Annotated in this window: 20 protein-coding genes and 1 pseudogene; 11 read left to right on the top strand and 10 right to left on the bottom strand. The window is 71.9% G+C overall.

What is annotated here, in order from left to right; translation table 11 throughout:
• Positions 1-8: 8 nt before the first annotated feature.
• Positions 9-569, bottom strand: a complete 561-nt coding sequence (locus tag N5875_RS16385; protein ID WP_318212400.1) for a hypothetical protein — start codon at positions 567-569, stop codon at positions 9-11.
• 196 nt (positions 570-765) lie between these two features.
• Between N5875_RS16385 and N5875_RS16380 the strand changes: the two genes are divergently transcribed.
• Entirely contained in the window at positions 766-1,695 is a 930-nt protein-coding gene (locus N5875_RS16380; protein WP_318212401.1) for an AraC family transcriptional regulator, read from the top strand.
• A gap of 46 nt (positions 1,696-1,741) precedes the next feature.
• Positions 1,742-2,572, top strand: coding sequence for a carbohydrate-binding protein (locus N5875_RS16375; protein WP_338494467.1), 831 nt, complete (start codon positions 1,742-1,744; stop codon positions 2,570-2,572).
• Between the two features lie 15 nt (positions 2,573-2,587).
• Here N5875_RS16375 and fahA read toward each other — a convergent pair whose 3' ends face one another.
• Positions 2,588-3,814: a fumarylacetoacetase gene (gene fahA, locus N5875_RS16370; protein ID WP_318212403.1), complete on the bottom strand. Its 1,227-nt coding sequence runs from the start codon at positions 3,812-3,814 to the stop codon at positions 2,588-2,590.
• A 289-nt stretch (positions 3,815-4,103) separates the two neighbouring features.
• On the opposite strand from fahA, the gene N5875_RS16365 reads away from it, so the two are divergent.
• Positions 4,104-5,450, top strand: a complete 1,347-nt coding sequence (locus N5875_RS16365) for a hypothetical protein (protein WP_318212404.1) — start codon at positions 4,104-4,106, stop codon at positions 5,448-5,450.
• A gap of 56 nt (positions 5,451-5,506) precedes the next feature.
• On the opposite strand, the gene N5875_RS16360 is transcribed toward N5875_RS16365, so the two are convergent.
• The gene (locus N5875_RS16360) at positions 5,507-7,504 is read right to left on the bottom strand and encodes a CocE/NonD family hydrolase (protein WP_338494465.1); all 1,998 of its coding nucleotides are present in this window, start codon (positions 7,502-7,504) and stop codon (positions 5,507-5,509) included.
• Positions 7,505-7,698: 194 nt separating this feature from the next.
• Positions 7,699-8,139: pseudogene (locus N5875_RS16355) on the bottom strand (MFS transporter); the annotation flags it as partial.
• Positions 8,140-8,364: 225 nt separating this feature from the next.
• Here N5875_RS16355 and N5875_RS16350 point away from each other — a divergent pair.
• A complete protein-coding gene (locus N5875_RS16350; RefSeq protein ID WP_318212406.1) occupies positions 8,365-9,375 on the top strand; it encodes a polyprenyl synthetase family protein in 1,011 nt (336 codons plus the stop codon).
• A gap of 162 nt (positions 9,376-9,537) precedes the next feature.
• The gene (locus N5875_RS16345) at positions 9,538-10,734 is read left to right on the top strand and encodes a sigma-E factor regulatory protein RseB domain-containing protein (RefSeq protein WP_318212407.1); all 1,197 of its coding nucleotides are present in this window, start codon (positions 9,538-9,540) and stop codon (positions 10,732-10,734) included.
• A 125-nt stretch (positions 10,735-10,859) separates the two neighbouring features.
• On the opposite strand, the gene N5875_RS16340 is transcribed toward N5875_RS16345, so the two are convergent.
• On the bottom strand, positions 10,860-12,185 hold the full coding sequence (locus tag N5875_RS16340) for a M28 family metallopeptidase (RefSeq protein ID WP_338494464.1): 1,326 nt from the start codon (positions 12,183-12,185) through the stop codon (positions 10,860-10,862).
• 202 nt (positions 12,186-12,387) lie between these two features.
• Positions 12,388-13,080: a HEAT repeat domain-containing protein gene (locus N5875_RS16335; RefSeq protein ID WP_338494462.1), complete on the bottom strand. Its 693-nt coding sequence runs from the start codon at positions 13,078-13,080 to the stop codon at positions 12,388-12,390.
• Between the two features lie 1,145 nt (positions 13,081-14,225).
• Here N5875_RS16335 and N5875_RS16330 point away from each other — a divergent pair.
• Together N5875_RS16330 and N5875_RS16325 are read left to right on the top strand one after the other, a co-directional pair.
• On the top strand, positions 14,226-14,831 hold the full coding sequence (locus tag N5875_RS16330; protein WP_318208626.1) for a GNAT family N-acetyltransferase: 606 nt from the start codon (positions 14,226-14,228) through the stop codon (positions 14,829-14,831).
• A gap of 94 nt (positions 14,832-14,925) precedes the next feature.
• On the top strand, positions 14,926-15,282 hold the full coding sequence (locus tag N5875_RS16325; protein ID WP_338494461.1) for an NAD(P)-binding domain-containing protein: 357 nt from the start codon (positions 14,926-14,928) through the stop codon (positions 15,280-15,282).
• Here the strand turns inward: N5875_RS16325 and N5875_RS16320 are convergent.
• From N5875_RS16320 to N5875_RS16305, 4 genes are all read right to left on the bottom strand, one after another.
• On the bottom strand, positions 15,251-15,910 hold the full coding sequence (locus N5875_RS16320) for a DUF4291 domain-containing protein (RefSeq protein ID WP_338494459.1): 660 nt from the start codon (positions 15,908-15,910) through the stop codon (positions 15,251-15,253). The two genes, N5875_RS16325 and N5875_RS16320, sit on opposite strands and share 32 nt — an antisense overlap.
• Before the next feature lie 85 nt (positions 15,911-15,995).
• Positions 15,996-16,436, bottom strand: coding sequence for a helix-turn-helix domain-containing protein (locus N5875_RS16315; protein ID WP_318208628.1), 441 nt, complete (start codon positions 16,434-16,436; stop codon positions 15,996-15,998).
• Between the two features lie 271 nt (positions 16,437-16,707).
• Positions 16,708-17,742, bottom strand: coding sequence for an EamA family transporter RarD (gene rarD, locus N5875_RS16310; protein WP_318208629.1), 1,035 nt, complete (start codon positions 17,740-17,742; stop codon positions 16,708-16,710).
• A gap of 116 nt (positions 17,743-17,858) precedes the next feature.
• Positions 17,859-18,725: an SDR family oxidoreductase gene (locus tag N5875_RS16305; protein ID WP_318208630.1), complete on the bottom strand. Its 867-nt coding sequence runs from the start codon at positions 18,723-18,725 to the stop codon at positions 17,859-17,861.
• Positions 18,726-18,823: 98 nt separating this feature from the next.
• On the opposite strand from N5875_RS16305, the gene N5875_RS16300 reads away from it, so the two are divergent.
• The 4 genes from N5875_RS16300 (at position 18,824) to N5875_RS16285 (ending at position 24,708) form a co-directional block, all read left to right on the top strand.
• Positions 18,824-19,240 carry a helix-turn-helix domain-containing protein gene (locus N5875_RS16300; protein ID WP_318208631.1) on the top strand — a complete coding sequence of 139 codons (417 nt, stop codon included), beginning with the start codon at positions 18,824-18,826 and terminating at the stop codon, positions 19,238-19,240.
• Positions 19,241-19,332: 92 nt separating this feature from the next.
• The gene (locus N5875_RS16295) at positions 19,333-20,187 is read left to right on the top strand and encodes a hypothetical protein (RefSeq protein WP_338494457.1); all 855 of its coding nucleotides are present in this window, start codon (positions 19,333-19,335) and stop codon (positions 20,185-20,187) included.
• On the top strand, positions 20,184-22,517 hold the full coding sequence (locus N5875_RS16290; protein WP_338494456.1) for a bifunctional serine/threonine-protein kinase/ABC transporter substrate-binding protein: 2,334 nt from the start codon (positions 20,184-20,186) through the stop codon (positions 22,515-22,517). Before N5875_RS16295 ends, N5875_RS16290 begins: the two co-directional genes overlap by 4 nt.
• Before the next feature lies 1 nt (position 22,518).
• Positions 22,519-24,708 (top strand): bifunctional serine/threonine-protein kinase/ABC transporter substrate-binding protein, encoded by a 2,190-nt coding sequence (locus tag N5875_RS16285; protein WP_318208634.1) that lies wholly within the window; start codon positions 22,519-22,521, stop codon positions 24,706-24,708.
• The last annotated feature ends 22 nt before the right edge of the window (positions 24,709-24,730 follow it).

Below are 24,730 nucleotides of genomic sequence, written 5' to 3'. Positions count from 1 at the left end.
GCGCGTGGCTACGGGTGCGGGGCTACGGGTGCGGGGGGCGAGGCCACCGGGCACTTCACCTTCGGGTTGTAGCGGGCGAAGAGACCGGACGGGGTCTTCTTGTAGAGCCAGACGTGCCGGTCGTAGGTGCTGCCGAGGCCGGGGATGACGTTCGGGCCGTCGAACTTCCGGTCGAACATCACGGGGGCGGGTCGGCCCACATCCAGGACCACCCACTCGGCGGCGACGAGGTGCCGCTTGCCGTCCTCGCCGTCCTCGTAGAGCACGGCGGCCGGACGGGACGGGTCGGTGGAGCCGATGTTGGCCGGGTTGACGTAGTGGTAGCCCATGCCGCCCAGGACGGGATCGGACATGCACATGTCGGTCTTCATGAAGCCGGCCTTGACGGCCAGCGGTTCGTGCGCGAACTTCGCCGTCGCCGCGTGCGCCTTCGCCAGGTCACGGGCGACGGACGCGTCGTCGGCCTGGGCCGGTCCTGCCGCGAGCGCCGTGGAGGCGAGGGCGGTGAGGCCGAGACCCGCTATCAGCAGACGGCGGGCACGGCAGGTACGGCGGGGTCGTGCGGACATGAACTGCTCCTCGGAAGAGGGAACGCCCCCGCCCACGGAGGCGTCGGTGTCGGACGGCTCCTCCCCTGAGCCCACGTGAGGAGCATGGTCGCCCGACGGGGGTGCCGCACGCGGGGGTGACCCATTGGAGGTGTCCGTGCCATCGTGAGAACCGCCCCCAGTGGTCTGTACCAGTAGAGGAGAGGGGAGCCGCGCCATGAGCGGCACGACCGCCTTACCAGGGACCCCCTGCAGCACCCCCAGAGCCGGCGACCCGCCCATGCACCGCCTGGAGGTCAGGCTCCCCGACCAGGTGCCCTTCGCCGCCGGAACCTTCGACACGATCGGCGCCATGTCCCGGGCCGACTTCCCCCACCGGCACACCTTCTTCGAGATCGTCCACGTCACCGCCGGGACCGGCACCCACGTCGTGGACCTCGCCCGCTGGGAGCTCCACCCGCCCCACCTGGGCCTCATCCTGCCCGGGCAACTGCACCACTGGGAGGACGCCCGGGGCCTGGACGGCAGCGTCGTCCTCTTCACCGAGGACTTCCTCCTCGACCACCCCGGCGACCGGGACCTCCTGCGCCGCCTCGGCGAGCGGCCCTGGCTCACCCTCGACGGACCCACGCACACGCGTACCGGCCGTCTGATGGCCGAACTCATCGAGGAGTACGGGCACGGCGCCGACGGCTTCGCGACCGTCCTGCGCTCCCTGCTGCACGTCCTCCTGGTCCGTACGGCGAGACTGCGCGGCCCCGGCACCCCCGCGCCCCCGCCCGGCAGACCCGCGGCCGTGGCCGAGGAGTTCGCCCGCCTGCTCGCCCGTACCGGCACGGAAGGCCGGACCGTACGGGAGTGCGCCGAGCTGATCGGCGTCACCCCGGGCTACCTCGCCGAGGCCGTCCGCACCGCCACCGGCCGCACCCCCGGCGCGCTGCTCCGCGAGGCGCGGTCCCGTGAGGCCCAACGCCTGCTCGTCGGCACGAGATTGTCGATCCGTCAGATCGCGGCCCGGGTCGGCTTCGACGACCCCGCCTACTTCTGCCGCTTCTTCCGGCGCGAGACGGGACTCAGCCCGGGGGACTTCCGAAAACACCACGACCGCCGTGATCCGTCCATCGAAGGCGGCGCCCGGCCCGCCTAGGTTCATTGCCGACCCCCCTCAGCCCCCACGCGAGGAGCAGGCAGGCATGGACAACGAGACCAGCACCGGGCACGTGACCCGTAAGGCGGTGCTGCGGGCCGCGCTCGCGGCCGGCATCGCGGCGCCCACGGTCCTCATGGGCGTACCGGCGCTCGCCCGTACCCTCACCGCGGGCGAGGCGCCGCCCCAGCTCACCCCGGAGTGCGACGACGGCGACGACCCCACCCCGCCGCAGACCGAGGGCCCCTACTTCAAGCCCAACTCGCCCTTGCGGACCAGCCTGTTGGAGTCGGGCACGGTCGGCGTCCGGCTGACGGTGAGCGGCTACGTCTTCGGGCTCGCCTGCCGACCCATAGCCGGCGCCCTGCTCGACTTCTGGCAGGCCGACACCAACGGCGCCTACGACAACACCGGCTTCCGGTTCCGCGGCCACCAATTCACCGACGCGCAGGGCGCCTTCCGGCTGACCACGATCGTGCCCGGCCTCTATCCGGGCCGCACCCGGCACCTCCACGTCAAGGTGCAGGCGCCCGGACGCCCGGTCCTCACCTCGCAGCTGTACTTCCCGGGCGAGCCCCGCAACAACACCGACAGCATCTTCGACGCCCGGCTCCTGATGAGCGTGCGGGACGCGGGCGCGGGCAAGGAGGCGGCCTTCGACTTCGTCCTGAACGTGCCGCAGAACCCCGGCCCGACCCCGACCCCGACCGCCACCACGACCACCCAGCCGCCCGGCGGGAGCTGGGCCGCCGGGACCGCCTACCGGGCGGGGGACCGGGTCACGTACGGCGGCCCGGCCTATGTGTGCCTGCAGGCACACACGGCCCAGGCCGGCTGGGAGCCGCCGAACGTCCCCGCGCTCTGGCGGCTCGCCTAGGACCCGCCCCTCGGGTCAGGCCGAGGGGACGATCCGGCCCCGGACCTCGCCCAGTCCCACCCGGGTGCCGTCCGGGCCCGGCGCCCAGGCCGTCATGACGACCTCGTCGCCGTCCTCAAGGAACGTCCGCTTGCCACCCGCGAGTTCGATCGCGTCCCGGCCGTTCCAGGTGAGTTCGAGCAGCGAACCGCGCTGGTTCACCTCGGGCCCGGACACCGTCCCGGAGCCGTACAGGTCGCCCGTGCGCAGGGAGGCGCCGTTCACCGTCATGTGGGCGAGCTGCTGCGCGGCCGTCCAGTACATGGTGGAGAACGGCGGCTCGGCCACCACCTCGCCGTTGATCTCCACCGTGATCCGCACGTCGAAGCCGCCCGGCTCCTCCTCACCCGCGTCGTCCAGGTACGGAAGGAGCGGGAAGTCCCGCGCGGGCGGGGCGGTCCGGGCGGCGTCCAGCGCCTCCAGGGGCGTCACCCACGCCGCCACCGAGGTCTGGAACGACTTGCCCAGGAACGGGCCCAGCGGCACGTACTCCCAGGCCTGCACGTCCCGCGCCGACCAGTCGTTGAGCAGCGTCAGACCGAAGACGTGCTCCCGGAAGTCGGCCAGCGCGACCGGCGTCCCCAGCTCCGACGGCGTGCCGACCAGGAAGCCGACCTCCGCCTCGATGTCCAGCTTGACCGAGGGGCCGAAGACCGGAGCCGGGTCCGACGGCGCCTTGCGCTGCCCCGAAGGGCGTACGACATCGGTGCCGGAGACCACGACCGTGCCCGCGCGACCGTGGTAACCGATCGGCAGGTGCTTCCAGTTGGGGGTGAGCGCGTCGCCGTCGGGGCGGAAGATCCGGCCCACGTTCGTCGCGTGGTGCTCGCTCGCGTAGAAGTCGACGTAGTCCGCGACCTCGTACGGCAGATGCAGCGTCACCTCGTCCAGCGGGTGCAGCAGCGGCTCGATGTCCGCCCGGTGGGCGGGCACCGTCACCCAGGCGGTGAGCGCCCGGCGGACGTCACGCCAGGCGGTCCGCCCGGCCGCGAGGAGAGGGTTGAGGCTCGGTCGGTCGAGGAGCGCCGCGTACGGGGAGCCGAGCGCGTGCGCCGCGGCACCCGCGTCCAGCACGTGCCCGCCGATCCGGACGCCGAGCCGGCGCCGGTCGGGCTCGTCGGCGGTCGAGAAGACGCCGTACGGGAGGTTGTGCGGGCCGAAGGGATCGCCCTCGGCCAGGTCGAGCGGGCTGTGCTCGGGCATCGGTGCGTGCCTCGCTTTCCACGTGTGTGGGAGACACGTTACGGGGCGGGCTGTCGGGCGTGGATGACATGGATCACACAGAAAGCGAGGCCTCCGTGAGCAACTGTCCGGCTTCGCGCGCTTTGGGTGTCAGGAAGCCGCGCAGCCCCGCTCCGAGCTGCGGAAACAGGTCTCCCGGACGGCCGTTCCTGCCCATACGATCACGGTGGTATCGCGCCGCGTGAAGCTGCCGCAGGCGCGCGCCCCGCATTTCTCTTACTTCTCCCTGACCAGGAAAAAGGTCCCGCTTGTGAAGATTCGCCGCATCCTTGCGACCGCCGTGGCCGCCGCCGTGACCACCCCGGTCGTGTTCCTCAGCGCCGCGCCCGCCTTCGCCGACACGAAGCCGACGCCCGCGTCGACGCAGAAGCCCGCGACGGACGAGGAGGACGAGAAGCCGTCCGTCGAGGAGCTGGAGAAGGCCGTCGCCGCGGCGAAGGCCAAGATCGCCGCGCTTGAGGCCGAGCGCGACGGCTACGAGAAGAAGATCGACGCCAAGGACGTCGGCGAGGCCGTGGCGACCGAGCTGGCCGAGGCGACGAAGGCCCTTGACGCCGCCAAGGCCGCCAAGACCGCCGCCGACGAGAAGCTCGCCAAGGCCGAAGAGGCGCTGGCGAAGCTCCTGGAGACCCCCGCCGAGGGCGTGGAGCCGCCCACCGACCAGCAGAAGGCGGACGCCGAGAAGGCCGTCGCCGACGCGAAGAAGGACGTCGAGGCCGCCGACGGCGCCAAGGCCGCCGCGCTGCTCCGGCACGACGCTGCCGACGAGGCCTACGACGACGCGATGGTGGAGCTCTTCCGTCAGCTCTCGCGCATCGACACGCAGCTGAGGGCCGCCAAGCAGGAGCTCGCCGACGCGCAGGACGCCCTCGAAGGCCTCGAGGAGCTTCCCGAGGACTGCAAGGAGGACGACTCCATCAAGGTCGCCCTCAGCGGCCCGAAGACGGTCACCGCCGGCAAGAGCGCCTACTTCTCGCTGCGCGTGAGCAACACCTCCACGCAGACCCTGGAGGGCGTCGAGGCCTACGTCGACGCCGTCCGGCTCCCCGCGCCCGGCGAGCTCATCGACGACGAGACGGACTTCGCCAAGCGGATCATCCCCGTCGAGTGGTCCTCCGCCGACAACCTGGAGTGGACCTCGTTCACCGAGGAGTTCCCCTCCATCGAGGTCGGCAAGCTCGTCAAGGGCGGGCACTACGACGTGAAGCTCCGCCTCACGGTCGCCGCCGACGCCCCCGCGGGCAAGGGCGTGGCCTTCAGCGTCGGCGAGTACGACAACAACAACGGTGAATGCGGCATCGGCGAGCAGTTCGCGCAGACCGACTTCGACATCCTCGCGGCCAAGAGCGACAAGCCGCAGCCGAAGCCGACCCCGTCGGAGACCACCGCCACGCCCACCCCGGCGCCCACCGACGGTGGCAACAGCAACACCACCCAGCAGGGCGGTTCCTCGAACACCCCGGTGAAGGGCAACCTCGCCGCGACCGGTGCGAACGAGAACCTCACCCAGCTCGGCCTCGCGGCCGCCGCGACCGTCGCCCTCGGCGCCGGCGCCCTGGTGATCGCCCGCCGTCGCAAGGCCGCCACGAACGCGTAACCGGCACGAACGCGTAACCGGTCGCAGCTTTTCCCGATCCCCCGTACGGCGTGCGTTCAGCCCGCCGTACGGGGGATCGTCTTCTCCCACGTCCGGTGGAAGACGACCTCCCCGCCCTCCTTGCACACCACCTCGTTCACCGTGAAGAACGCGTCCGCGTCGCAGGTGATCTCCGAGCGGGTGTCGACCGTGACGTCCCAGGCCAGCTCCGGCCGGTGCAGTCTGAGCGTCCACTCCGAGTTCGTACGGGCGGACAGGGGGCCGCTCTCGTCGATCGTGTAGGTCTCCACCGCGTCCTCCGTGAACTCCAGGCCGTCCGGGTACACGCGCGTGCCGCCGTACTTCGGGTCGACCTCCAGGGTCCATTCGCCCTTCGCCACGTCCCTGACCACCAGCCGCTCCGGGCGCGGTTCCTCCAGGGTCCGCGGGTAGACCACGCCGAGCGGCTCCGACTGCTCCGGCTCCTCCCAGGTGACGGCGTCCTGGGTGGGGCGGCGGACCGGCAGGGTCAGGGAGGAGCCCGCCGGGTCGAGGGTGAAGCCCGCCGCGTCCGGCTGCGGCCAGATCCACGGCCAGTACGTGGACGAGACCGCGAGCCGCACCCGGTGGCCGGGGGCGAAGGCATGGCCGATGCCGTTCAGCTCGAAGACGAAGCTCTCCGTCTCGCCGATCTGCGCCTCCACGGCCCGGTCGCGGCCGTAGCGCGCGGAGAAGTTCAGGACACCCCGGGTGACCAGGGTGGAGGAGCCGTCGGGGGCGATGTCGCAGAGCCGGGCGATGACCTGCCCGGTCGGGGCGGCCGTGCGCAGGGCGAGGCTCACCGACGGGCGGCCGAGGATCTCGACGGGGCCGCCGTCCTCCGGGACGGGGAAGTCGAAGCAGGCCGAGTGGGCGTCCTCGTCGCGCTGGTCGGGCGGCAGGTCGGCGTCGTTGCCGAAGGGGAAGAAACGGCCCGCGTCGAGCCCGGTCTGCTGCGGCGAGTCGACCACGACCGGCACGCCCTGGAAGGCGTACGTCACGGGGGTGACGTTCGGGGAGGGCCAGGCGGGGTCGGTGACCCAGCGCCCCGGCAGCTCGTCGTACACCGTCGCCGGCGGGTGCGAGTCGCTGATCCAGGACCGGAGCAGCGGCTCGGCCATCACGTCGTTGTCGGCGTCCTTGAGGTGGTGGTCCCACCAGCGCAGGGTCTCCTGGAGGAAGCCGATGGCCGGGCCGGGGGGCAGGCCGCGGTCCGGGTACTGGTGCGACCAGGGGCCGATGATGCCGCGCACCCGGTCCTGGGGGAGGTGCTGGGCGAGCCGCAGGACGGTGTCGCGGTACGGGTCGTGCCAGCCGCCGACGGCGAGGACGGCGGCCCGGATGGCGCCGTAGTCCTCGCAGACGCTGCCGTGCCGCCAGTACGCGTCGCGGGTCTGGTGGGAGAGCCAGGTGTGCAGGAACGGTTCCACGGCCTCCAGGCGCTTCAGCCACATCGCGCGCCACTCCTCGCCCACGTGCTGCGGGTCGGGCGGGCGGCAGACGAAGGCGAGCATGGTGGCGGCCCAGGCGTGCATGTCGACGGCGAGGACGGAGCCGCCCATGTAGTGGACGTCGTTGTCGTAGCGGTCGTCGGTGGAGCAGACGGTGACGATCGCCTTGAGGGGCTCGGGGGCGAGGGCGGCGATCTGGAGCGAGTTGAAGCCGCCCCACGAGATGCCGAACATGCCGACCTTGCCGGTGCACCAGGGCTGCTCGGCGAGCCAGTTCACGACGGCGACACCGTCGGCGAGCTCGACCGGGTCGTACTCGTCGCCGGGGAGTCCCTCGCTGTTGCCGTGGCCGCGGACGTCGACCCGTACGGAGGCGTAGCCGTGGCCCGCGTACCAGGGATGGCGCTGCCAGTCACGGGGCGCGGTCCAGTCGGTGAGCCGGTACGGCAGGTACTCCAGGAGCGCCGGTACGGGTTCGTCGGTGAGCGGCCGCCACACGCGCGCGTACAGCTTCGTCCCGTCGGGCAGCGGGATGCGGATGTCCTCGTGCAGGGTCTCGTACGGGAAGTCGGTACGGATCTTCATCGCGGATACCTCGTGGCTCCCTGGTGGACGGGGTGCATGGTGCGGCGCTGCCAGGGCGCCAGGCGATGACGACGAGGCCGACGGCGACGGCCACGGCGCCTCTCGCTCGCCCTCGCCGACGGCATCCAGGTCTTGTACGTGTCGTCGGCGTGCCCGGAGGTCGGCAGGACCAACAGGAGGAACGACAGACCGCCGAGGATCACGCCGAAGGCGATCAGCCGGACCGCCCGCCGCATGGCTGCGGGGGCCAGGGCGAATTCGGCCGAGTGCTTGCGTCCGGCCAGGTGACGGCGGCCCGCCACGTACTGGATCAGGCCGAGCGTCATGCCGAGCGCGGCGGCCGAGAAGCCCCAGTGGTAGCCCTTGCGGTCCGCGAGCCGGCCGCCGGCCACCGACACCAGGTAGACGAGCGTGCCGTACGCCGCCGATACCGAGGCGGTGGTGCCCGCCGCCATGCCGAGACCGCCGTCGGAGACGGCCGCGGCGAAGTGGAGGACGAGGATCGCCTGTATGCCGAGGAACGAGAACCGCTCCCAGACCTCCAGGCCGGAGAGGCTCAGCAGACCCCGGGGATGCCCGAAGAAGGCGCGGTCGTCCTCGGGGGGAGGCTGCACGCCGTTCGTATCGGTGTCGATCGTTGTTCGGGACAAAAAGAGCACTCCTGGTCGTATGAGCTGATCCCGAACATACCGGGGGTGACGGGAAGGCGCCCACGGTGATCGAAAGGTGACCGGATACGCTGGCTTGAGTGAATCGAGCGACACATCGACAATCCATGTGATCGTCAGCGTGATCGCCCGCAATCCGTGTGAACGATTCGTGGGAACATCAGCAGGCGTCAGCAGACAGGAGACCCCCTCGTGACCGTCGTCGGGCCGTTCGGTCTTAGCGTGCGGGACCAGGCTCTTGAGGCCGATGTCCAGACCGGGTTGGCGGCAGTGGAGGCGGGCCTCCTCGACGCCACCAAGAGCGATGTCCCCTTCATCACGGAGGCCGCGCAGCACCTCGTCCTGGCCGGTGGCAAGCGGTTCCGCCCCCTGCTCGTGATGCTCGCCGCCCAGTTCGGCGACCCCTACGCGCCCGGCGTCGTGCCCTCCGCCGTCGTCGTCGAACTCACCCATCTGGCCACGCTCTACCACGACGACGTCATGGACGAGGCCGACGTCCGGCGCGGCGTCGACAGCGCCAACACCCGCTGGGGCAACTCGATCGCCGTCCTCACGGGTGACTTCCTCTTCGCCCGCGCCTCGCACACGCTCGCGGACCTCGGCCCCGAGGCCGTACGCATCCAGGCCGAGGCGTTCGAACGGCTCGTCACCGGCCAGATCCTGGAGACCGCCGGTCCGCAGGAGGGCCGCGACCCCGTCGACCACTACCTCGACGTCCTCGGCGGCAAGACCGGCTCCCTCGTCGCCGTCTCCTGCCGCTTCGGCGCCATGATGGCCGGCGCCGACGAGAGCGTCGTCGACATCCTCACCCAGTACGGCGAACGGCTCGGCGTCGCCTTCCAGCTCGCCGACGACGTCCTCGACATCGCCTCCGACTCCCACGAGTCCGGCAAGACCCCCGGCACCGACCTCCGCGAGGGCATCCCGACCCTGCCCGTCCTGCGCCTCCGGGCCGCGGCCGCCGCGCACGGGCGCCCCGAGGACCTGGAGCTCGTCGAGCTCGTCGACGGCGACCTGACCGACGACGCCCGGCACGCCGAGGTCCTGCGCCGGCTGCGCGCCCACCCGGCCCTGGAGCAGGCCCGCCGGGACACCGTGCGGTACGCGGAGGAGGCGCGCGCGATGCTCGCCCCGCTGCCGGACGGATACGCGAAGGCGGCCCTCGCGGAGATGTGCGACGCGGTGGTGCACCGGGCGGGCTGAGGCCCTCCGGGTCCCCCGTACGGCGTGGTCCGTCTCAGGGTCGGGTCATCCCGTAGCAGTACGCGAGGTTGATCCCCCGGGCTGACGCTTCCGCCCTTCCCTTTTGGTGAGATGGAGACATCGACCACGAGGGCCCGCGAGGGCACGGAGGTAGGGGAGACCATGGCACAGACCCGTAAGGCGAGCCGGTACATCGTCCCGGTCGCGGTGGCAGGAGTTGCCGCGGCGACCATCGGCCTTGTCCCGGCGCTGGCGGCGTCCGGCGACCCCGATCTGCCGGAGATCACCGCCCAGCAGCTCATCGAGAAGATCGCCGCCTCGGACACCCAGACGCTGTCCGGCACGTTCCGGATCTCCACCGACCTGGGGCTGCCCCTGGACGGACTGACCTCCGCCCTGGGCGGCATCGGCGGCGGCGGGCCCTCCTCGGCGGACCCCTCGGAGCGGCTGACCCAGCTCGTCTCCGGCAGCCACACCCTGCGGGTGGCGGCGGACGGCCCCGAGCGCCAGAAGCTGACCCTGCTCGACGGCTCCGACGAGTACAGCCTGATCCACAACGGCGACGACGTCTGGGCGTACGACAGCAAGTCCAACGAGGTCTTCCACGAGAAGGCCCCGGCGGGCGCGGACGCCCACGCCCCGGAGGAGAAGGAGCTCCCGGGCACGCCCAAGCAGCTCGCGGACGAGGTCCTGAAGGCCGCGGGCGACACCACGTCGATCACCGTCGACGGTACGGCGAAGGTGGCCGGCCGGGACGCGTACCAGCTGCTGATCAAGCCGAAGCAGTCCGGTTCGACGGTCGAGTCGGTGAAGATCGCGGTGGACGCGGCGAACGGCACCCCGCTGAAGTTCACCCTCGCCTCCGTCGAGGGCGGCAAGCCCGTCGTCGACGCGGGCTTCACGAAGGTCGACTTTTCGAAGCCGGCGGCCTCCGACTTCACCTTCAAGGCGCCGGAGGGCGCGAAGGTGACCGAGGGCGGGGCGGAGAAGGCGGCCGAGGAGGCGGCCGGCGAGAAGGGCGACCCGTTCGGCGGTCAGCTGCCGGGGGGCCTTGAGGACGCGTTCGGCGGCTTCGGTCCGGGCGCCGGCTCCGGCAAGGGCGGCGTGAACGTCATCGGCGAGGGCTGGACGACGATCGCGAAGATCGACAGCGGTGCGCCGGCGCCGAAGACGGACGAGGCGCCGAAGGAGTTCCAGGGGCTCCTGGATTCCTTCGGTGACAAGGTCACCGGCAAATTCGGCTCGGGCACCGTCTTCAAGACGAAGATCGTGAACGCGCTCCTCACCGACGACGGCAAGGTCTATGTCGGCGCGGTGACGAAGGACGCGCTGATGGACGCGGCGAACGCCGGCAAGTAGGGCCGCTCCGGCCGGAGGTGGGACCCCGGGCGGGTCGGGTGCGATGTTCACCGACCCGCCCGGGCGTTCGTGTGTTTCCGTTGCTACGGCCTTACGGGGCCTTACGGCCTTACGGCCTTACGGCCTTACGGGAACGTCAGCTTGAAGCTGTTGATGTAGCCGGTGTCGACCGAGGCCGTGTCCTGGACGCGGAGCTTCCAGGCACCGTTGGCGACCTCGGAGGAGGCGTTCACGGTGAAGGTCTGGACGATGTTGTCGGCGCTGCCGCCGGACCGGTTGGACAGGCTGTAGGCCGAGCCGTCCGGGGCGACGAGGTCGACGACGAGGTCACCGCGGTAGGTGTGGACGATGTTGACGTCCACCTTGAGGGTGGAGGGCGCGTTGCCCGTGATGCCGGTGACGTTGACCGTGGAGGTCACCGCGGCGCCGTTGTCCGGGATGGAGACGTCCGCGGTGTTCTCGAAGACCTTGCCGGGGGGCGGCGTGGTCGTACCGGCGGACAGCGTCCAGATCGCGTGCGCGATCGCGTCGCTGTTGCGGTCGAGGGCGGTGTCGTTGATGTTCGACGTCGTGTCGCAGGACGAGTGGTAGCAGCGGTCGAAGGCCGTGGCCGTACCGCCCCACTTCTGCACCTGCGCACTGGACTTGACCCGGCTGGCGCCCGTGAAGAGACCACCGACGGGGATGCCGACGTTCTTGAAGGAGGCGTGGTCGGAGCGGCCGTCGCCCTCCGTCTCGATCTCCGTCGGGACGCCGAGACCGGCGAAGTAGTTCTTGAAGGTCGTCTCGATCGTCGGGTCGTCGTCGTAGACGAAGTAACCCGGGTTCGGCGAGCCGATCATGTCGAAGTTGAGGTAGCCGGAGAGCTTGGCGCGCTCGGTGGAGGGCAGCTGGGCCACGTAGTACTTCGAGCCGACGAGACCGAGCTCCTCGGCGCCCCACCAGCCGAAACGCAGGTGCTTGGTGGGCTGGTAGCCGGAGCGGGCGACGGCGAGGGCGGTCTCCAGGACCGCCGCGGAGCCGGAACCGTTGTCGTTGATGCCGGGACCCGAGGAGACCGAGTCGAGGTGCGAACCGGCCATCAGGACCTGGTTCGGGTCGCCGCCGGGCCAGTCGGCTATCAGGTTGTAGCCGGTGGCTCCGCTGGACGTGAACTGCTGGACGGTGGTGGTGTATCCGGCGGCGTCCAGCTTGGCCTTCACGAAGTCGATCGACGCCTTGTAGCCGGTACGGCCGTGGGCGCGGTTGCCGCCGTTGGCGGTGGCGATCGACTGGAGGTCCGTCAAGTGCTGCTTGACGTTGGCCAGCGGGATGTCGGGCGCGGCGGCGGCCGCGGCCGGGTTGGCCGAGGCGGTGGTGCCGGTGAGACCGGTGAGACCGGTGAGTGCGAGCGCCGCGAGAGCGGCGACCGCGGTGGCTTGGGTGACACGTCTGGGCACGGAGATGTTCATCTGTGGGGGCTCCGGATTCCGAACGGGGATGGGACGGAACGTGCGAGACGCCTCGGGCTTGGGTGCCACGAGGCGCTGGAGCTGTGCGAGTGCGTGTGCGGTGTTCAGTTGTCTGGGTGTTCAGATGTTCTGTTGTGCGTGCTGAATGTTCAGCGAGATTTTGACTCCGCGTCAAGAGCGGAAACCGGTCAGGTACGTTCGCTCACCGAACAAGCGCCTCCGCGACGGTCTCCCGCACGCCGGGATCTGAGTCGCGCTCCAACTCCCGTAGGAGCGCGTCGACTCCGGGTGTGGACCAGTACGCCACGGCGTCGACGAGGGCGATCCGTACGGCCGGGTCGGCATGCCGGGCAAGGCGAGCGAGGCGGGCCAGGGGCCCGCGTCGCCGCATCCCGTACCAGCGGAGGGCCTCGCACAGCGCCGCCGTGTCGTCCCGCGCGTCGGCCGCCTCGATCCGGGCGAGCAGCACGCGGGGGGCGGGCGGCGGCCCGTCGAGCGGATGGGGCCGCCGCTCGCCGAGCCGGCGGGTGCCGTAGCCGCCGCGGTCCCGGCACCCGTGACAGAGGCAGGGCGGTGTGCCGTGGGCATCGGGCCGGTAGCGCCACCCGTTGACCTGCCGTACGGGCCGGATGTGCCGGACCTCGCGGCGTGAGACGGGGCGGGGCAGGAACACCTCCCAGCCCCGGGAGTCGGCGGCCGCGGAAACCCGCTGCACGGCCTCGGCGGCCGACACCCGGGCGGGCTCCCGATCGCTGTACCGCCCGACGGTCACGGGCTCGCCGTCGGGCAGCCGTATGTGCACGGCGACGAGCCCACGCGGCCCGGGGCGACGGGACAGCTTGCGCAGCCATTGGTGGGTGAGCGTGATCGTAGGAGGCTGGGTTGCGGCGTTCACCGGGTTTACGCGGAGGGGGCGCCGTCACCCCGATAAGGCTCAGGGGGTGGGCCGACTGTGAGGGTGCGGGTGCGGCCGCCCTCTTTCCGAGTGTGGCGTCCTCCACCACCGCGTCAAGGGCGCTCCTTCGTCGCGTCGGCTTCGCCGATTCCGCTTCGCTCCACCCTTGACCCGGCGGCGGAGGCCGCCTTTTCACACTCGGAGGGCGGCCGAGGGCCGGGGCCACGCGGGGGCCTCGGGGGTGGTTGCGCGTCGTGGGCGGCGTGGGGCTTGTGGGTGGGGTGCGAGGCCGGGCATCGGTTGCGGTGGGTTTGGCTGTGCCGGTGAGCGGGTGGGGCTTGGTTCGTTGCTCGGGCCGGTGGGTGAAGTCCGGTGGGTTGGGGGTGCGCGGTTGTTGAATGGGGCGGCCCGGCTTGGCTTGGCGGGTTGCGGCCGGCGGTTGGTTGGGATTCAGGCCCCGCTGGTCCGTGTTCGTGGGTGGTGGGAGCGGTCGGCGTGAGTTTCTTGCAGTTTCACAGTCCGATTGGTGCGATTCGCCCCCCTTGGGGGATCTGGCGGGGCCTGTTACTCGGAGAAATGCAGAGTTACTCACGCCCCACCCACCAGGAGTGACCAGCGGGGCCTGAAGCCCCGCTCCGATCGGCATTCCGCCGCTGAGCCGAGCCCAACCGCCCCATCCAACAACCGCGCACCCGAACCGGCCGGCGGAAGCCCATCCCCCTCGGCCGCGAACCAAGCCCCCACCCACCGGCCGGCACACGCACGCGGCGAGCGGCCGCTGCCCGGGCCCTACGCGTGACCCCGCCCCCTGGACCGCCCTCCGAGAGTGTTTTCGCTCCTGGAGGTGGTGGGTCAAGGGTGGCCGAAGGCCATCGCGCAGCGACGCGACGAAGGAGCGCCCTTGACGCACCACCGGAAGGAGCGACTCTCGGAAAGAGGGCGGTCCCACCCGCACCAAGGAAGTCGGCCCACCCTAGGACCCCAAGGCTCCCGCCACCCGCCGGGTGCCCCTCGTCGGGCCATCCTCCGGCCCGTCGCGTCTCAACCCGCCCGTTCTCAGGGCGTGATGACCGAGATCGTACGCACTCCCATCCCGTCCTCCCGCACCGCCCCCGCCGATCCGTGAAGATCATCCGGTGTGCAGAATGACCCGTATGCCTACCTCGAACACGCCGAAAGCGGCAATAATCGACGACGCCCCCATGGTCAGCGGCGTTCTGGCGCGCGCCTTCGGCGACGACCCGATGATGCGCTGGTTCTTCCCCGACGACGCCTCGCGTGAGGCCGGGCTCGGGCGGTACTTCACCACCCTCTTCACCCGGCAGTACGGTCTGCACGGCGTCTGCGAGCGCACCGACTCGGCCGCCGCCTTCTGGGTGGCGCCCGAAGGGCAGGACAAGGCCGTTCCCGACGCCGCCACCGTCCAGGAGCTCCAGGAGATCCTCGGCGACCGCGCCGACCTCTTCCGTCAGGCCGTCGAGGCGGCCGCCGAGCACACGCCCCCCGAGCCCCACTGGTACCTCGCCGTCATCGGCGCCGACCCGGCCTCCCGCGGCCAGGGTCACGGGTCCGCCCTGCTGCGTTCCGGTCTCGCCCAGGCCGACGCCGCCGGCATGCCCGTCTACCTGGAGTCCTCCAAGCCGGACAACCTCCCCGTCTACGAGCACTTCGGCTTCGTCGTCCTCGGTGAGGCGAGCCTGCCGGGCGGCGGCCCGACCCTGTGGGCCATGCGGCGCGCGCCTCGCGGCTGAGCCTCCCCGGAGGGAGGCGGCGGGCGGCGGCCGCGTGCCGTCCGGCATAGGGCCGGCATCCCGGCCGCCGTCTCTCTCCGACGGAGCGCACCTCATGAAGATCGCCGTACTCGGCACCGGCGAAGTCGGCCGCCGACTCGCCACCAAGCTCGTCTCCCTCGGGCACGAGGTCGCCATGGGCTCCCGTACCGCCGACAACGCCGAGCAGCTCCAGCACGCCTTCCCGGAGGCCCGCGTGGTCAAGTCGCTCAACACCATGACCAACACGGTCATGGTCGAGCCCGGCCGCGTCCCCGGGCACCACAACGTCATCCTCGACCTCGGTGACCTGACGAGCGCCCGCGCCGTCGAGCAGCTCGTACAGCTGGGGCTGTGGCTCTACGGGATGTTCGGCACCGGAGACTTCAACTTCTCGGTCGTCACGGCTCCGGCACCGGCTCCGGCCGGCTGAGCTCCGGTCCCTGACCGCGCCGCAGGTGGTCGAGCAGGCCCGCGGGCTCCGGGTACGGCTCCTCACGCGGGAGCAGGAGCCGGGCCGCCGCCAGGTCACCCGAGCGGACCAGCCCGTGGATCCGGTGTGCGAGCGGGGTCACGTCGCGTACGGACACCGTCCACTCGTCCGCGTACCGGCGGGACGCCTCGCCCGACAGTCCGAGCTGGAGCGAGCGGTACGGGAGTGCCTGGAGGTGCGGATCGCGCTCCGGGTCCCACTGGACGCGCGCCGGCGCCTGCCTCAACTGCCGCTTCCAGGCGGCCTGGTCGGGGTGGAACCCGCGCTCGTAGTGGGAGAGGCAGGCGTTCCGCAGGGCCCACTCGAAGCCCTCGCGGGTGATCTCCACGGCGAGGACGGTCTCCTGGCCCTCCTTCGTCCCCCAGCCCGAGCGGTACATCATCCAGAGGAACGACGGCTTGATCCAGGTCATCCGGTCCCGCTTCCAGGTGGCCGGAAAGCGTCCCTCGCGGGCCGCGGGCAGGCCGATCTCGGGCCGGTACGCCTGGTAGACGGTGACCGTACGGTCGGTGTGGAGCGCGCGGATGCGGTACTTCGGCTCATCGATGGCCGACTTCGTTTCTTCCATGGTCATGAGGATGGGTGAAGTCCGGGGCCGAGGCCACCGGTTATCCGCGTCCGCGTCCCCGTCCCCGCCGCCGTGGAGGGGCCCTTCAGGCCACCGTCGCCGCCTCCCGTGCGTCGTACTCCTCCCGTGCCACCGCGATCTCGTTCTGGTGCTGCTCGGTCCACGTGACGAGGGAACGGATCGTGGTGTGCAACGTGCCGCCCAGCGGCGTCAGCTCGTACTCGACGCGAGGCGGGACGACCGGGTGGACCGTGCGCTTCACCAGGCCGTCGCGCTCCAGCTGGCGCAGGGTCACGGTCAGCATGCGCTGGCTGACGCCGTCGATCTCGCGCTTGAGCTCCGTGAAGCGCAGCACCCGGCGGTCGAGGAGGGCGATGACGAGGAGCGACCACTTGTCGGCGACCCGGTCGAGGATCTGCCGTACCTCGCAGTCCTCCCGGGTGTCCCACTGGAAGGGGTCGGGATCTCCGTCGTCCCCGTAGGTTCCCGCGCAGTGACTCGGTGACTTCAGAATGCCTTCTCCCATGGCACCCGATGCTCCCGCAGGACGGGGGCGGTTACAAGAGGGAACCACCCCCCCCGGTCGGTAACCGGCCACGGCGGCGCCCCTGCGACCAAGGTCACGGTCTGGGTGTCCCCGTACGCCCCTGATGTGGAGGGACGAACGATTCGCCGCCCGGCTGGCCGAGGTCGACTGGGCCGAGCCCGTCGGTCATGACGTCGCGACCCTGCGCTGACGGCGGTCTGCTGGCTGATCCGCGAGCACGGCCTGCTGGACGGGTGACCGTCGGCCGCTGTCAGAGTGCTTGGCGGGCGGCGGCCGGTGCGGGGGGCGTGCCCTCCGTAGCTGCCTGCGGCGCTTCCGCTGTCTCCGTCGCCTCCGCTGCCGCCGCAGCCTCGGCCGCCTCCACTGCCGCCGTCGTCTTCGCCGCCTCCACCGCCGCCCTGCTCCGGCGCGCCGTGCGCAGGGCGTCCCACGTGAGGACCGTCAGGGCCAGCCACACGAGGGAGAAGCCCGCCCAGCGCTCCGGCGGCATCTCCTCGTGGAAGTAGAGGACCCCGAGGAGGAACTGGAAGGTCGGCGCCAGGTACTGGAGGAGGCCGAGCGTCGACAGCGGTACGCGGATCGCGGCCGCCCCGAAGCAGACGAGCGGCACCGCCGTGACGATGCCGGTGGCGGCGAGCAGGGCCGTGTGGCCCGCGCCGTGGGAGCCGAAGGCGAGGGTGCCCTGGGTGCCGAGCCAGACGAGGTAGCCGAGGGCCGGCAGGAACTGGACGGCGGTCTCGGCGGCGAGCGACTCCAGGCCGCCGATGTTGACCTTCTTCTTCACCAGGCCGTAGACGGCGAAGGAGAAGGCCAGGGTCAGGGAGATCCAGGGCGGCTGCCCGTAGCCGATCGCCAGGACGAGGACGGCGGCGAAGCCGATGCCGACCGCGGCCCACTGTGCGGGGCGCAGTCGTTCCTGGAGGACCAGGACGCCGAGGGCGATGGTGACGAGCGGGTTGATGAAGTAGCCGAGGGAGGCCTCGACGACATGGCCCGTGTTGACGGACCAGATGTAGAGGCCCCAGTTCACCGTGATGACGGCGGCGGCGACGGTGATCAGGCCGAGCTTGCGCGGGCTGCGGACGAGTTCGCGGATCCACCCCCAGCGGCGTACCGCGAGGAGCGCGATGCCGACGAAGGCCAGGGACCACACCATCCGGTGGGCGAGGATCTCGACCGAACCGGCGGGCTTGAGGAGGGGCCAGAAGAGCGGGACCAGACCCCACATGCCGTAGGCGCCGATCCCGTAGAGCAATCCTGCTCGTTCCTCGTTGTCGGTCTTCACCGGACCTCCCGCCCTGTGCCGCGCTGTCCTGTCGAAGGTAGCGCCGCACGGGGCGGCTTGTCATGCCCGTACCGCGATACGGTCATGACGGGGCGAGGGTGCTGCTCAGGAGGCGGTCAGGAGGCGTTCAGGGCTTCCTTGATCGTCACCGCGATCGGGGTGGTCGGGCGCCCGATCAGGCGGGCCAGGTCGCCCGTCCGCCCGGCGAGCGCGCCGCGCTCGACGGCCCGGTCGACGTCGACCAGGATCTCGGCGAAGACCTGCGGGACCCCGGCGCCGGTGAGGATCGCGAGGTGCGCCTCGGCGGGCACGTTGCTGTACGTGATCTCCCGGCCGGACTGGGCGGCGACCTCGGCCGCGTACTCGGCGAGGGACCAGGCGGTGTCGCCGCTCAGCTCGTACGCCGTGTTCAGGTGCTCCTCGGCGGGGCCGGCCAGGACGGCGGCCGCGGCGGCGGCGTAGTCGGCGCGGGCGGCGGAGGCGATCCGGCCCTCGCCGGCGTTGGCGACGACGGCGCCGTGGGCGAGGACGGGGCCGAGGTTCGCGGTGTAGTTCTCGGTGTACCAGCCGTTACGGAGGAAGGTGTACGGCAGTCCGGACTCGATGATCAGCCGCTCGGTGACCTTGTGCTCGGCGGCCAGGTCGAAGTCGGCCTCGTCACCGCCGAGGACGCCGGTGTACGCGAGCTGGGCCACGTCCGCGGCCTTGGCGGCGTCGATCACGGCGGTGTGCTGGGCGACGCGCTGCCCGACCTCGCTGCCCGAGATGAGGAGCACCCGGTCGCCGGCCTCGAAGGCTCCGGCCAGGGTCTCCGGCCTGCTGTAGTCCGCGATCCGCAGCTCGACGCCGCGCTCGGCGAGGTCGGCGGCCTTCTCCTTGTCGCGGACGACGGCGACGACGGACTCGGCGGGTACTCGGCCCAGCAGCTCGTCGATGACGAGACGGCCGAGCTGTCCGGTGGCTCCGGTGACGACGATGCTCATGAGCGGTTCCTTGTCCCGTGGGGTGCGGTGGGCGATGCACTCACCGTACGAGAGGCGCTAACCTTTCGAAAGTACCCACTTTGAAGTAAGGTACTGACATGGGAGTAAGTGAGAAGCAGGAGATCCGGAGCCTGCCGGCCGACGTCGACGGCGCCATGTGCCCGTCGCGGCTCGTCCTGGAGCACGTCACCAGCCGGTGGGGCGTCCTGATCCTGATCGCGCTGCGGGAGCGTTCGTACCGCTTCAGCGAGCTGCGCCGCAGGGTCGGCGGGGTCAGCGAGAAGATGCTGACGCAGACGCTCCAGACCCTGGAGCGCGACGGCTTCGTCCACCGTGACGCCAAGCCTGTCATCCCGCCCCGCGTCGACTACAGCCTCACCGAACTCGGTGCCGGGGCCGCCCAACAGGTCTCTGAGCTGGCCCGCTGGTCCGAGCGCCAGATCGCCGCCGTCGAGGAGGCCCGCGAACGGTACGACGAGGCGCGTCGCGAGAGCGCTACCGCTTCGTCCCAATGATGTTGTAGCCAGGGCGAGTTGCCCCACCAAGTCGTACGATCTGCTCACTGTCCGGGGGAAGCCGTGAGGGACCGAGGGACCGTGGGGGAACTGTGGGGAACGGGGACCGGAGACTGCTGCGCGCCTGTTGCGCCGCGCTGGTGGGCGGGCTGATCCTGACGGGCTGTTCCGACGGTGGGGACGCCGACGGGAAGAGACCCGACGGCAAGGGGGGCAAGGGGAGTACGAGCGCGTCGGCCGCCCCGACGACACCGGCCCCCACCCCCACCCCCACGCCGACCGCGCTCGACTTCGTCCCCGACCCGAAGCGCCTGCCGAAGACCGAGGCCGACGCCAGGCGGCTCGCCCTCGCCGTCGTCGCGGGGCCCGATGTCTGGGGCCCGGACTACGTGAAGCGCACCCCGTACCTCAGTGACCCGGACTACTGGCCCGTCCTCGGCGCCAACTGCTCCTGGGAGACGGGTGTCCGGCCGTCCACCGTGCTCTACAGCGTCACCGCCTACAGCGAGATCCCCGCCGAGGGTGCCCTGGGGACCCTCCGCGTCGCCTCCACCGTCACCGTGCACCGCACGGAGGCCGACGCCGACTGGGAGATGGCCGGGACCCTGGAGGAGGCGCTCCGCTGCCCCGACCAGAAACTGCGCGACGGCGAACGCATCTCCGGCCTCGTCTCCCTCGGCAACACCTTCGGCATCGGCGGCAACTTCACCGCGACCGACTCCCTGGGCGAGCGCGGGGCCTACGTCAGCGACGGGGTGAAGGGCGAGCAGTTCTACGGCTGGTACCAGTCGCAGATCGGCCAGATCACCGTCGCCACCGTCGTCAAGGGAGCGCCCGGCTACAGCGAGGCGCAGACCGACACCACGGTCGGCACCGTCACCAGCCAGGTCCAAGCCCTCGTCACCATGATCGAACGCGCCAAGGACGAGCTGGAGGTCCAGCCATGAGCCCCGTGACCCCCCAGCCCGAGCAGCGGCCGGACCAGCCCGAGCAGCGCCCCGACCAGCCCACCCGGCGCCCCGAGCGGTCGCCCGGCCGGCCCGACCTCCAGCCCGAGCCGCCCCGCTTCCGGCCCGAGCCCGGCGCGCTCCAGCCGCTCCTTCCCTCCGACCCTTCCCTGATCGCCGGCTACCGCCTGCTCGGTCGCCTCGGTGCCGGCGGTATGGGTGTCGTCTACCTGGGCCGTACGGAGAACGGCGAGCTCGCCGCCGTCAAGGTCACCCACGCCGACCAGGCCGAACAGCCCGATTTCCGGGCCCGGTTCCGCCGCGAGGTCGAGGCCGCGCGCCGGGTCGTCAGCCCGTGGGCCGTCCCCGTCACCGGAGCCGACCCGGACGCCCCCGAGCCCTGGATGGCCACGGCCTTCGTCCCCGGACCCTCCCTCGGCGAGGCCGTCACCGCGCACGGGGCGCTGCCCGAGCGGAGCGTCCGCGTGCTCGGCGGGGCCGTCGCCCGTGCCCTCGCCGCCGTGCACGCGGCCGGGCTCGTCCACCGCGACGTCAAGCCGGGCAACGTCCTGCTCGCCGTCGACGGACCGAGGCTCATCGACTTCGGCATCGCCCGGGCGACCGGCGAGACCGCCCTCACCGCCACCGACATGGTCGTCGGCACCCCCGGTTTCCTCGCCCCCGAGCAGGCCGAGGCCCGCGTCGACGCCATCGGTCCGCCCGCCGACGTCTTCGCGCTCGGCTGCCTCCTCGCGTACGCGGCGACCGGGCGCCCGCCCTTCGGCACCGGCGCCGTGGACGCCCTGATGTACCGGACCGTCCACGACGAGCCCGACCTCGGCGGCGTACCGGACGGCCTGCTCGACGTGCTGCGCGCCTGTCTCGCCAAGGACCCGGCCGCCCGGCCGACCGCCGAGGAGGTCGCCGTCCGGCTCGTCGAGGACGCCCCGGGAAACGCCGCCGACTGGCTGCCCGCCCCCGTCGTCCGGACCATCGCCGAGCGCTCCGCCCGGATGCTGGCCCTCCCCGACATCGACGCCACCGAGGCGGGCACGGCACCGGCGGAGCCGCCACGGCGCAGCAGACGCGGTTTCCTGCTGCTCGCCTCCGGTGCCGCCGCCCTCGCCGTCGGCGGAGGATCCGTCGCCGCGTGGTCGGCCCTGAAGGACGACGACACCGACGGCAAGGGGAGCGGCGGGAAGCCCGCGCCCTCCCGCAACACCTGGAAGGTCGGTGTGCTCGCCGACCTGTCCGGACCCGCCAAGGAGATCGGGCTCGCCCAGGAGCGCGGTGCGCATCTCGCCGTCGAGCGGTTCAACGCCCGCAAGGACAAACCGTTCACGATCGAACTCAAGGTCTCCGACGACCGGGGCGACCGGAACACGGCTCTCGCCTCCGCCCGCGAACTCACCGCCGATCCGGGCGTTCTCGTCGTCCTCGGACCCACCTCCGACGACACCGGGCAGGCCGCGCTCCCCGCCTTCGAGGAGTCCGGCCTCCCACTGATCACGGTCTCCGCCGGGTACAACCTGCTCACCGTCCGGGACACGGACAGCCCGCAGAACTCCACGGTGCTGCGGGCGATCCCGCACCACCTCTACGCCGGGATGCACCTCGCCTGGTCCGTCACGCTGCTGTCGGCCATCCGCCGCCCCGGAGTCCTCCAGGAGCGCACCGACGACCAGTACAGCTGGCAGCTCGTCCGGGGTTCCCAGTTCGGCTTCGGGCAGGCCGGTCTCACGCCCCACTTCCGGGTGGTCCCGGCTCGGGCGCGGGACTACCGCACGATCCTCGGCGAGATGATCGACGCGGGCATGGACGCGTACGTCCACTGCGGAGTCCGCAGCACCGCGGTCCTCGCCGCCCGTGCACTGAACGAACTCCGCTTCACCGGGCCCCGGTTCGCCGGCCAGCATGCCTTCGGGGCGGCGTTCCTGAAGGAGGCCGGTGCCGACGCCGAGGGCTGGTTCTTCGGCGCGCCCGTGCTCGACGCCGTCTCCCGCAAGGAGGCGGCCGGCTTCGTCGCGGCGTACCGGAAGCGGTTCGGCGCGCCTCCCGCGTACTACACGGGCGAGTCGTACGACGTCGTCACCATGGCGGTCGAGCAGCTCGCGCGGAACGCGAAGGCGGGCCGGACACCGGCCCGCAAGGGGCTATGGGACGCGCTGCGGAAGCAGAAGTACACCGGCGTCATGGGCGGTTACACCTTCAACGAGGCAGGTGACCTCACCAACGGCGGGACCTTCGTGCACGCGGTGCAGAACGGCGCCTACAAGGTGATCGGCCCCGCACCCGTCGCCCCCGCGAACAAGGCGAAGCAGAAGGCCTGACATGCGACCACTGGGCAAGGCCGACCCGTCGGCCATCGCCGGATACCGGCTGCTCGGCCGCCTCGGCGCCGGAGGGATGGGCGTGGTCTACCTCGCCCGCTCCGGCGGCGGGGCGCTCGCCGCGCTCAAGCTCATCCGGGCCGAGCACGCCGCCGACCCCGGTTTCCGGGAGCGGTTCCGGCGCGAGGCGGCGGCCGCCGAGCGGATCACCGGCCGCTGGGTGGTGCGCGTCCTCGGCGCGGACCCGGAGGCCCGCGAGCCGTGGCTGGCGACCGAGTTCGTGCCGGGGCCCTCGCTCGCCGAGGCCGTCGCCCTGCACGGCGCCCTGCCCGAGTCGACCGTACGGGCCCTGGGCGCCCGGCTGGCGTCCGCGCTCGCCGACATGCACGCGGCCGGGCTCGTCCACCGGGACGTCAAACCGGGGAACGTCCTCCTCGCCCTCGACGGCCCGCGGCTCATCGACTTCGGCATCGCCCGGTCCGCCGGGGCCACCGCCCTGACGGCCACCGACGCGATGATCGGCACCCCCGGCTTCCTCGCCCCCGAGCAGGCCAGGGCCGCCGGGGCGGGTGAGGTCGGCCCGGCCAGCGACGTCTTCTCGCTCGGCTGCGTCCTGGCGTACGCCCTGACGGGGGAGCGGCCCTTCGGTACGGGTGGGGTGGCGGCGGTCGTCTACCGGACGGTCCACGAGGAGCCCGACCTCGACGGCGTACCGGGCACGGTTCTTCCGCTGGTCAGGGCCTGTCTGGCGAAGGATCCGGCCGGCCGGCCCACGGCCCTTGAGGTGCGGGCCGCGCTGGGGGAGGCAGACGGGCCGGCGGGGGACTGGCTGCCGGCGGGCCTGCCCGCGCTGATCGCCGAGCGCTCCTCGCGGGTCCTGGACCTGCCGGTCCCCGAGCCGACGATGCTGGTCGACTCCGAGCCCCCGCGCGGGACGTCACGGCGTACGTTCCTGGTGGGGGGATCGGCGGTGGCCGTCGCGGGCGCGGGCGGCCTGACCGCCTGGCTCCTGAGCCGTACGCCGGCGGGTACGGGTACGGGGACCGGCACGGGCACGGGCGGTCCGCTCTCCACGTACACGCTGGGGGTCGTCACCGACCTCAGCGGCCCCTCCAAGGCGGACGGGCGGGCCCTGGAGCGAGGGGCCCAGGTGGCCGTGGAGATGTTCAACGCCCTCGGGAACCGCCCCTTCGACCTCGCGCTGACTGTCCTGGACGACGGCGGCTCTCCCCAGCGGGCCAGGACCGCCACCCGGACCCTGCTCGAGAACGAGAAGCTGGTCGGCGTCCTCGGGCCGACGACGACCCCGACCGTCCTCGCCACGACGGGCGAACTCGTCGAACGGTCGGTTCCGTTGGTGAGCGTCCTCGCCACGGCCCCCAACGACGGCTCGATGAAGGGCCAGACGATCAAGCGGACGTACTTCGAGTCGAGGCCCGGCGCCGACGTGATGATCGTGCCCTACGTCCGCTACCTGTCCGAGCGCGGTGTCCTGCGGACCGCCCTGGTGGAGGACCGCGCCGCCGGACGGTACAGCTGGTTCGCCGTCAGGAGCATCAAGGGCACTCCGCCCGCGCAGGACCGGGGCGGGGTGGCGACCTCGCACCCCGTGGAGGCCGACAGCGAGGACTTCGGGCCCGCCGTACGGGCCGCCCTCGCGACCGACCCGCAGGGCGTCGTGTATCTGGGCGACTCGGCGCGGCGGGCGGCCCTGTGCGCCAAGGCCCTGCGGGAGCAGGGGTACGAGGGCTATCGGGGGAGCGTCGAGTACGCCCTCCAGCCGGAGTTCTTGGCCCTGGCTGGGCCGGCGGCCGAGGGCTGGTACTTCGGCACGAGTTACGTCGACCCCGACGCCTACCCGGCGGCGGCCGCGTTCACCGCCGCGTACCGCAAGCGCTGGAAGGTGGCCCGGACGACTCCCGTGGAGCGGTACGCCACCGAGGCGTACGAGGCCGTCAGCTGGATGATCCAGGCGCTGCGTACGACGGTCGGGAACCACGCCGAGTCGGAGGCGTCCGGCGTCGCGAACAGCCTTGTGTCGAGCACCTTCAAGGGGTTCGGCAAGACGTACTCGGCCCAGGGCAAGGAGAGCAGCTCCGCTCAGCTCGTCGGGCTCTACCTCTGGCAGGTGAAGGGCGGAGTGCCCCGCTTCCTCGGTGAGTTCGAGAAGGCGGCGATCAAGGGAGCGTGAGGAAGGCCCGGGCCGGGGTGCG

This window comes from Streptomyces sp. SJL17-4, from assembly GCF_036826855.1.
Taxonomy (GTDB): Bacteria; Actinomycetota; Actinomycetes; order Streptomycetales; family Streptomycetaceae; genus Streptomyces.
Note: the sequence above shows the minus strand (reverse complement) of the source record. Positions and strands in the feature narration are given on the sequence as shown.

Excerpts from the sequence above, each read along its gene's own strand:
- N5875_RS16385 (WP_318212400.1), bottom strand. The coding sequence starts at position 569 with ATGTCCGCACGACCCCGCCGTACCTGCCGTGCCCGCCGTCTGCTGATA.
- N5875_RS16380 (WP_318212401.1), top strand. The coding sequence starts at position 766 with ATGAGCGGCACGACCGCCTTACCAGGGACCCCCTGCAGCACCCCCAGA.
- N5875_RS16375 (WP_338494467.1), top strand. The coding sequence starts at position 1,742 with ATGGACAACGAGACCAGCACCGGGCACGTGACCCGTAAGGCGGTGCTG.
- fahA (WP_318212403.1), bottom strand. The coding sequence starts at position 3,814 with ATGCCCGAGCACAGCCCGCTCGACCTGGCCGAGGGCGATCCCTTCGGC.
- N5875_RS16360 (WP_338494465.1), bottom strand. The coding sequence starts at position 7,504 with ATGAAGATCCGTACCGACTTCCCGTACGAGACCCTGCACGAGGACATC.
- N5875_RS16345 (WP_318212407.1), top strand. The coding sequence starts at position 9,538 with ATGGCACAGACCCGTAAGGCGAGCCGGTACATCGTCCCGGTCGCGGTG.
- N5875_RS16340 (WP_338494464.1), bottom strand. The coding sequence starts at position 12,185 with ATGAACATCTCCGTGCCCAGACGTGTCACCCAAGCCACCGCGGTCGCC.
- N5875_RS16330 (WP_318208626.1), top strand. The coding sequence starts at position 14,226 with ATGACCCGTATGCCTACCTCGAACACGCCGAAAGCGGCAATAATCGAC.
- N5875_RS16325 (WP_338494461.1), top strand. The coding sequence starts at position 14,926 with ATGAAGATCGCCGTACTCGGCACCGGCGAAGTCGGCCGCCGACTCGCC.
- N5875_RS16320 (WP_338494459.1), bottom strand. The coding sequence starts at position 15,910 with ATGGAAGAAACGAAGTCGGCCATCGATGAGCCGAAGTACCGCATCCGC.
- N5875_RS16315 (WP_318208628.1), bottom strand. The coding sequence starts at position 16,436 with ATGGGAGAAGGCATTCTGAAGTCACCGAGTCACTGCGCGGGAACCTAC.
- N5875_RS16305 (WP_318208630.1), bottom strand. The coding sequence starts at position 18,725 with ATGAGCATCGTCGTCACCGGAGCCACCGGACAGCTCGGCCGTCTCGTC.
- N5875_RS16300 (WP_318208631.1), top strand. The coding sequence starts at position 18,824 with ATGGGAGTAAGTGAGAAGCAGGAGATCCGGAGCCTGCCGGCCGACGTC.
- N5875_RS16290 (WP_338494456.1), top strand. The coding sequence starts at position 20,184 with ATGAGCCCCGTGACCCCCCAGCCCGAGCAGCGGCCGGACCAGCCCGAG.
- N5875_RS16285 (WP_318208634.1), top strand. The coding sequence starts at position 22,519 with ATGCGACCACTGGGCAAGGCCGACCCGTCGGCCATCGCCGGATACCGG.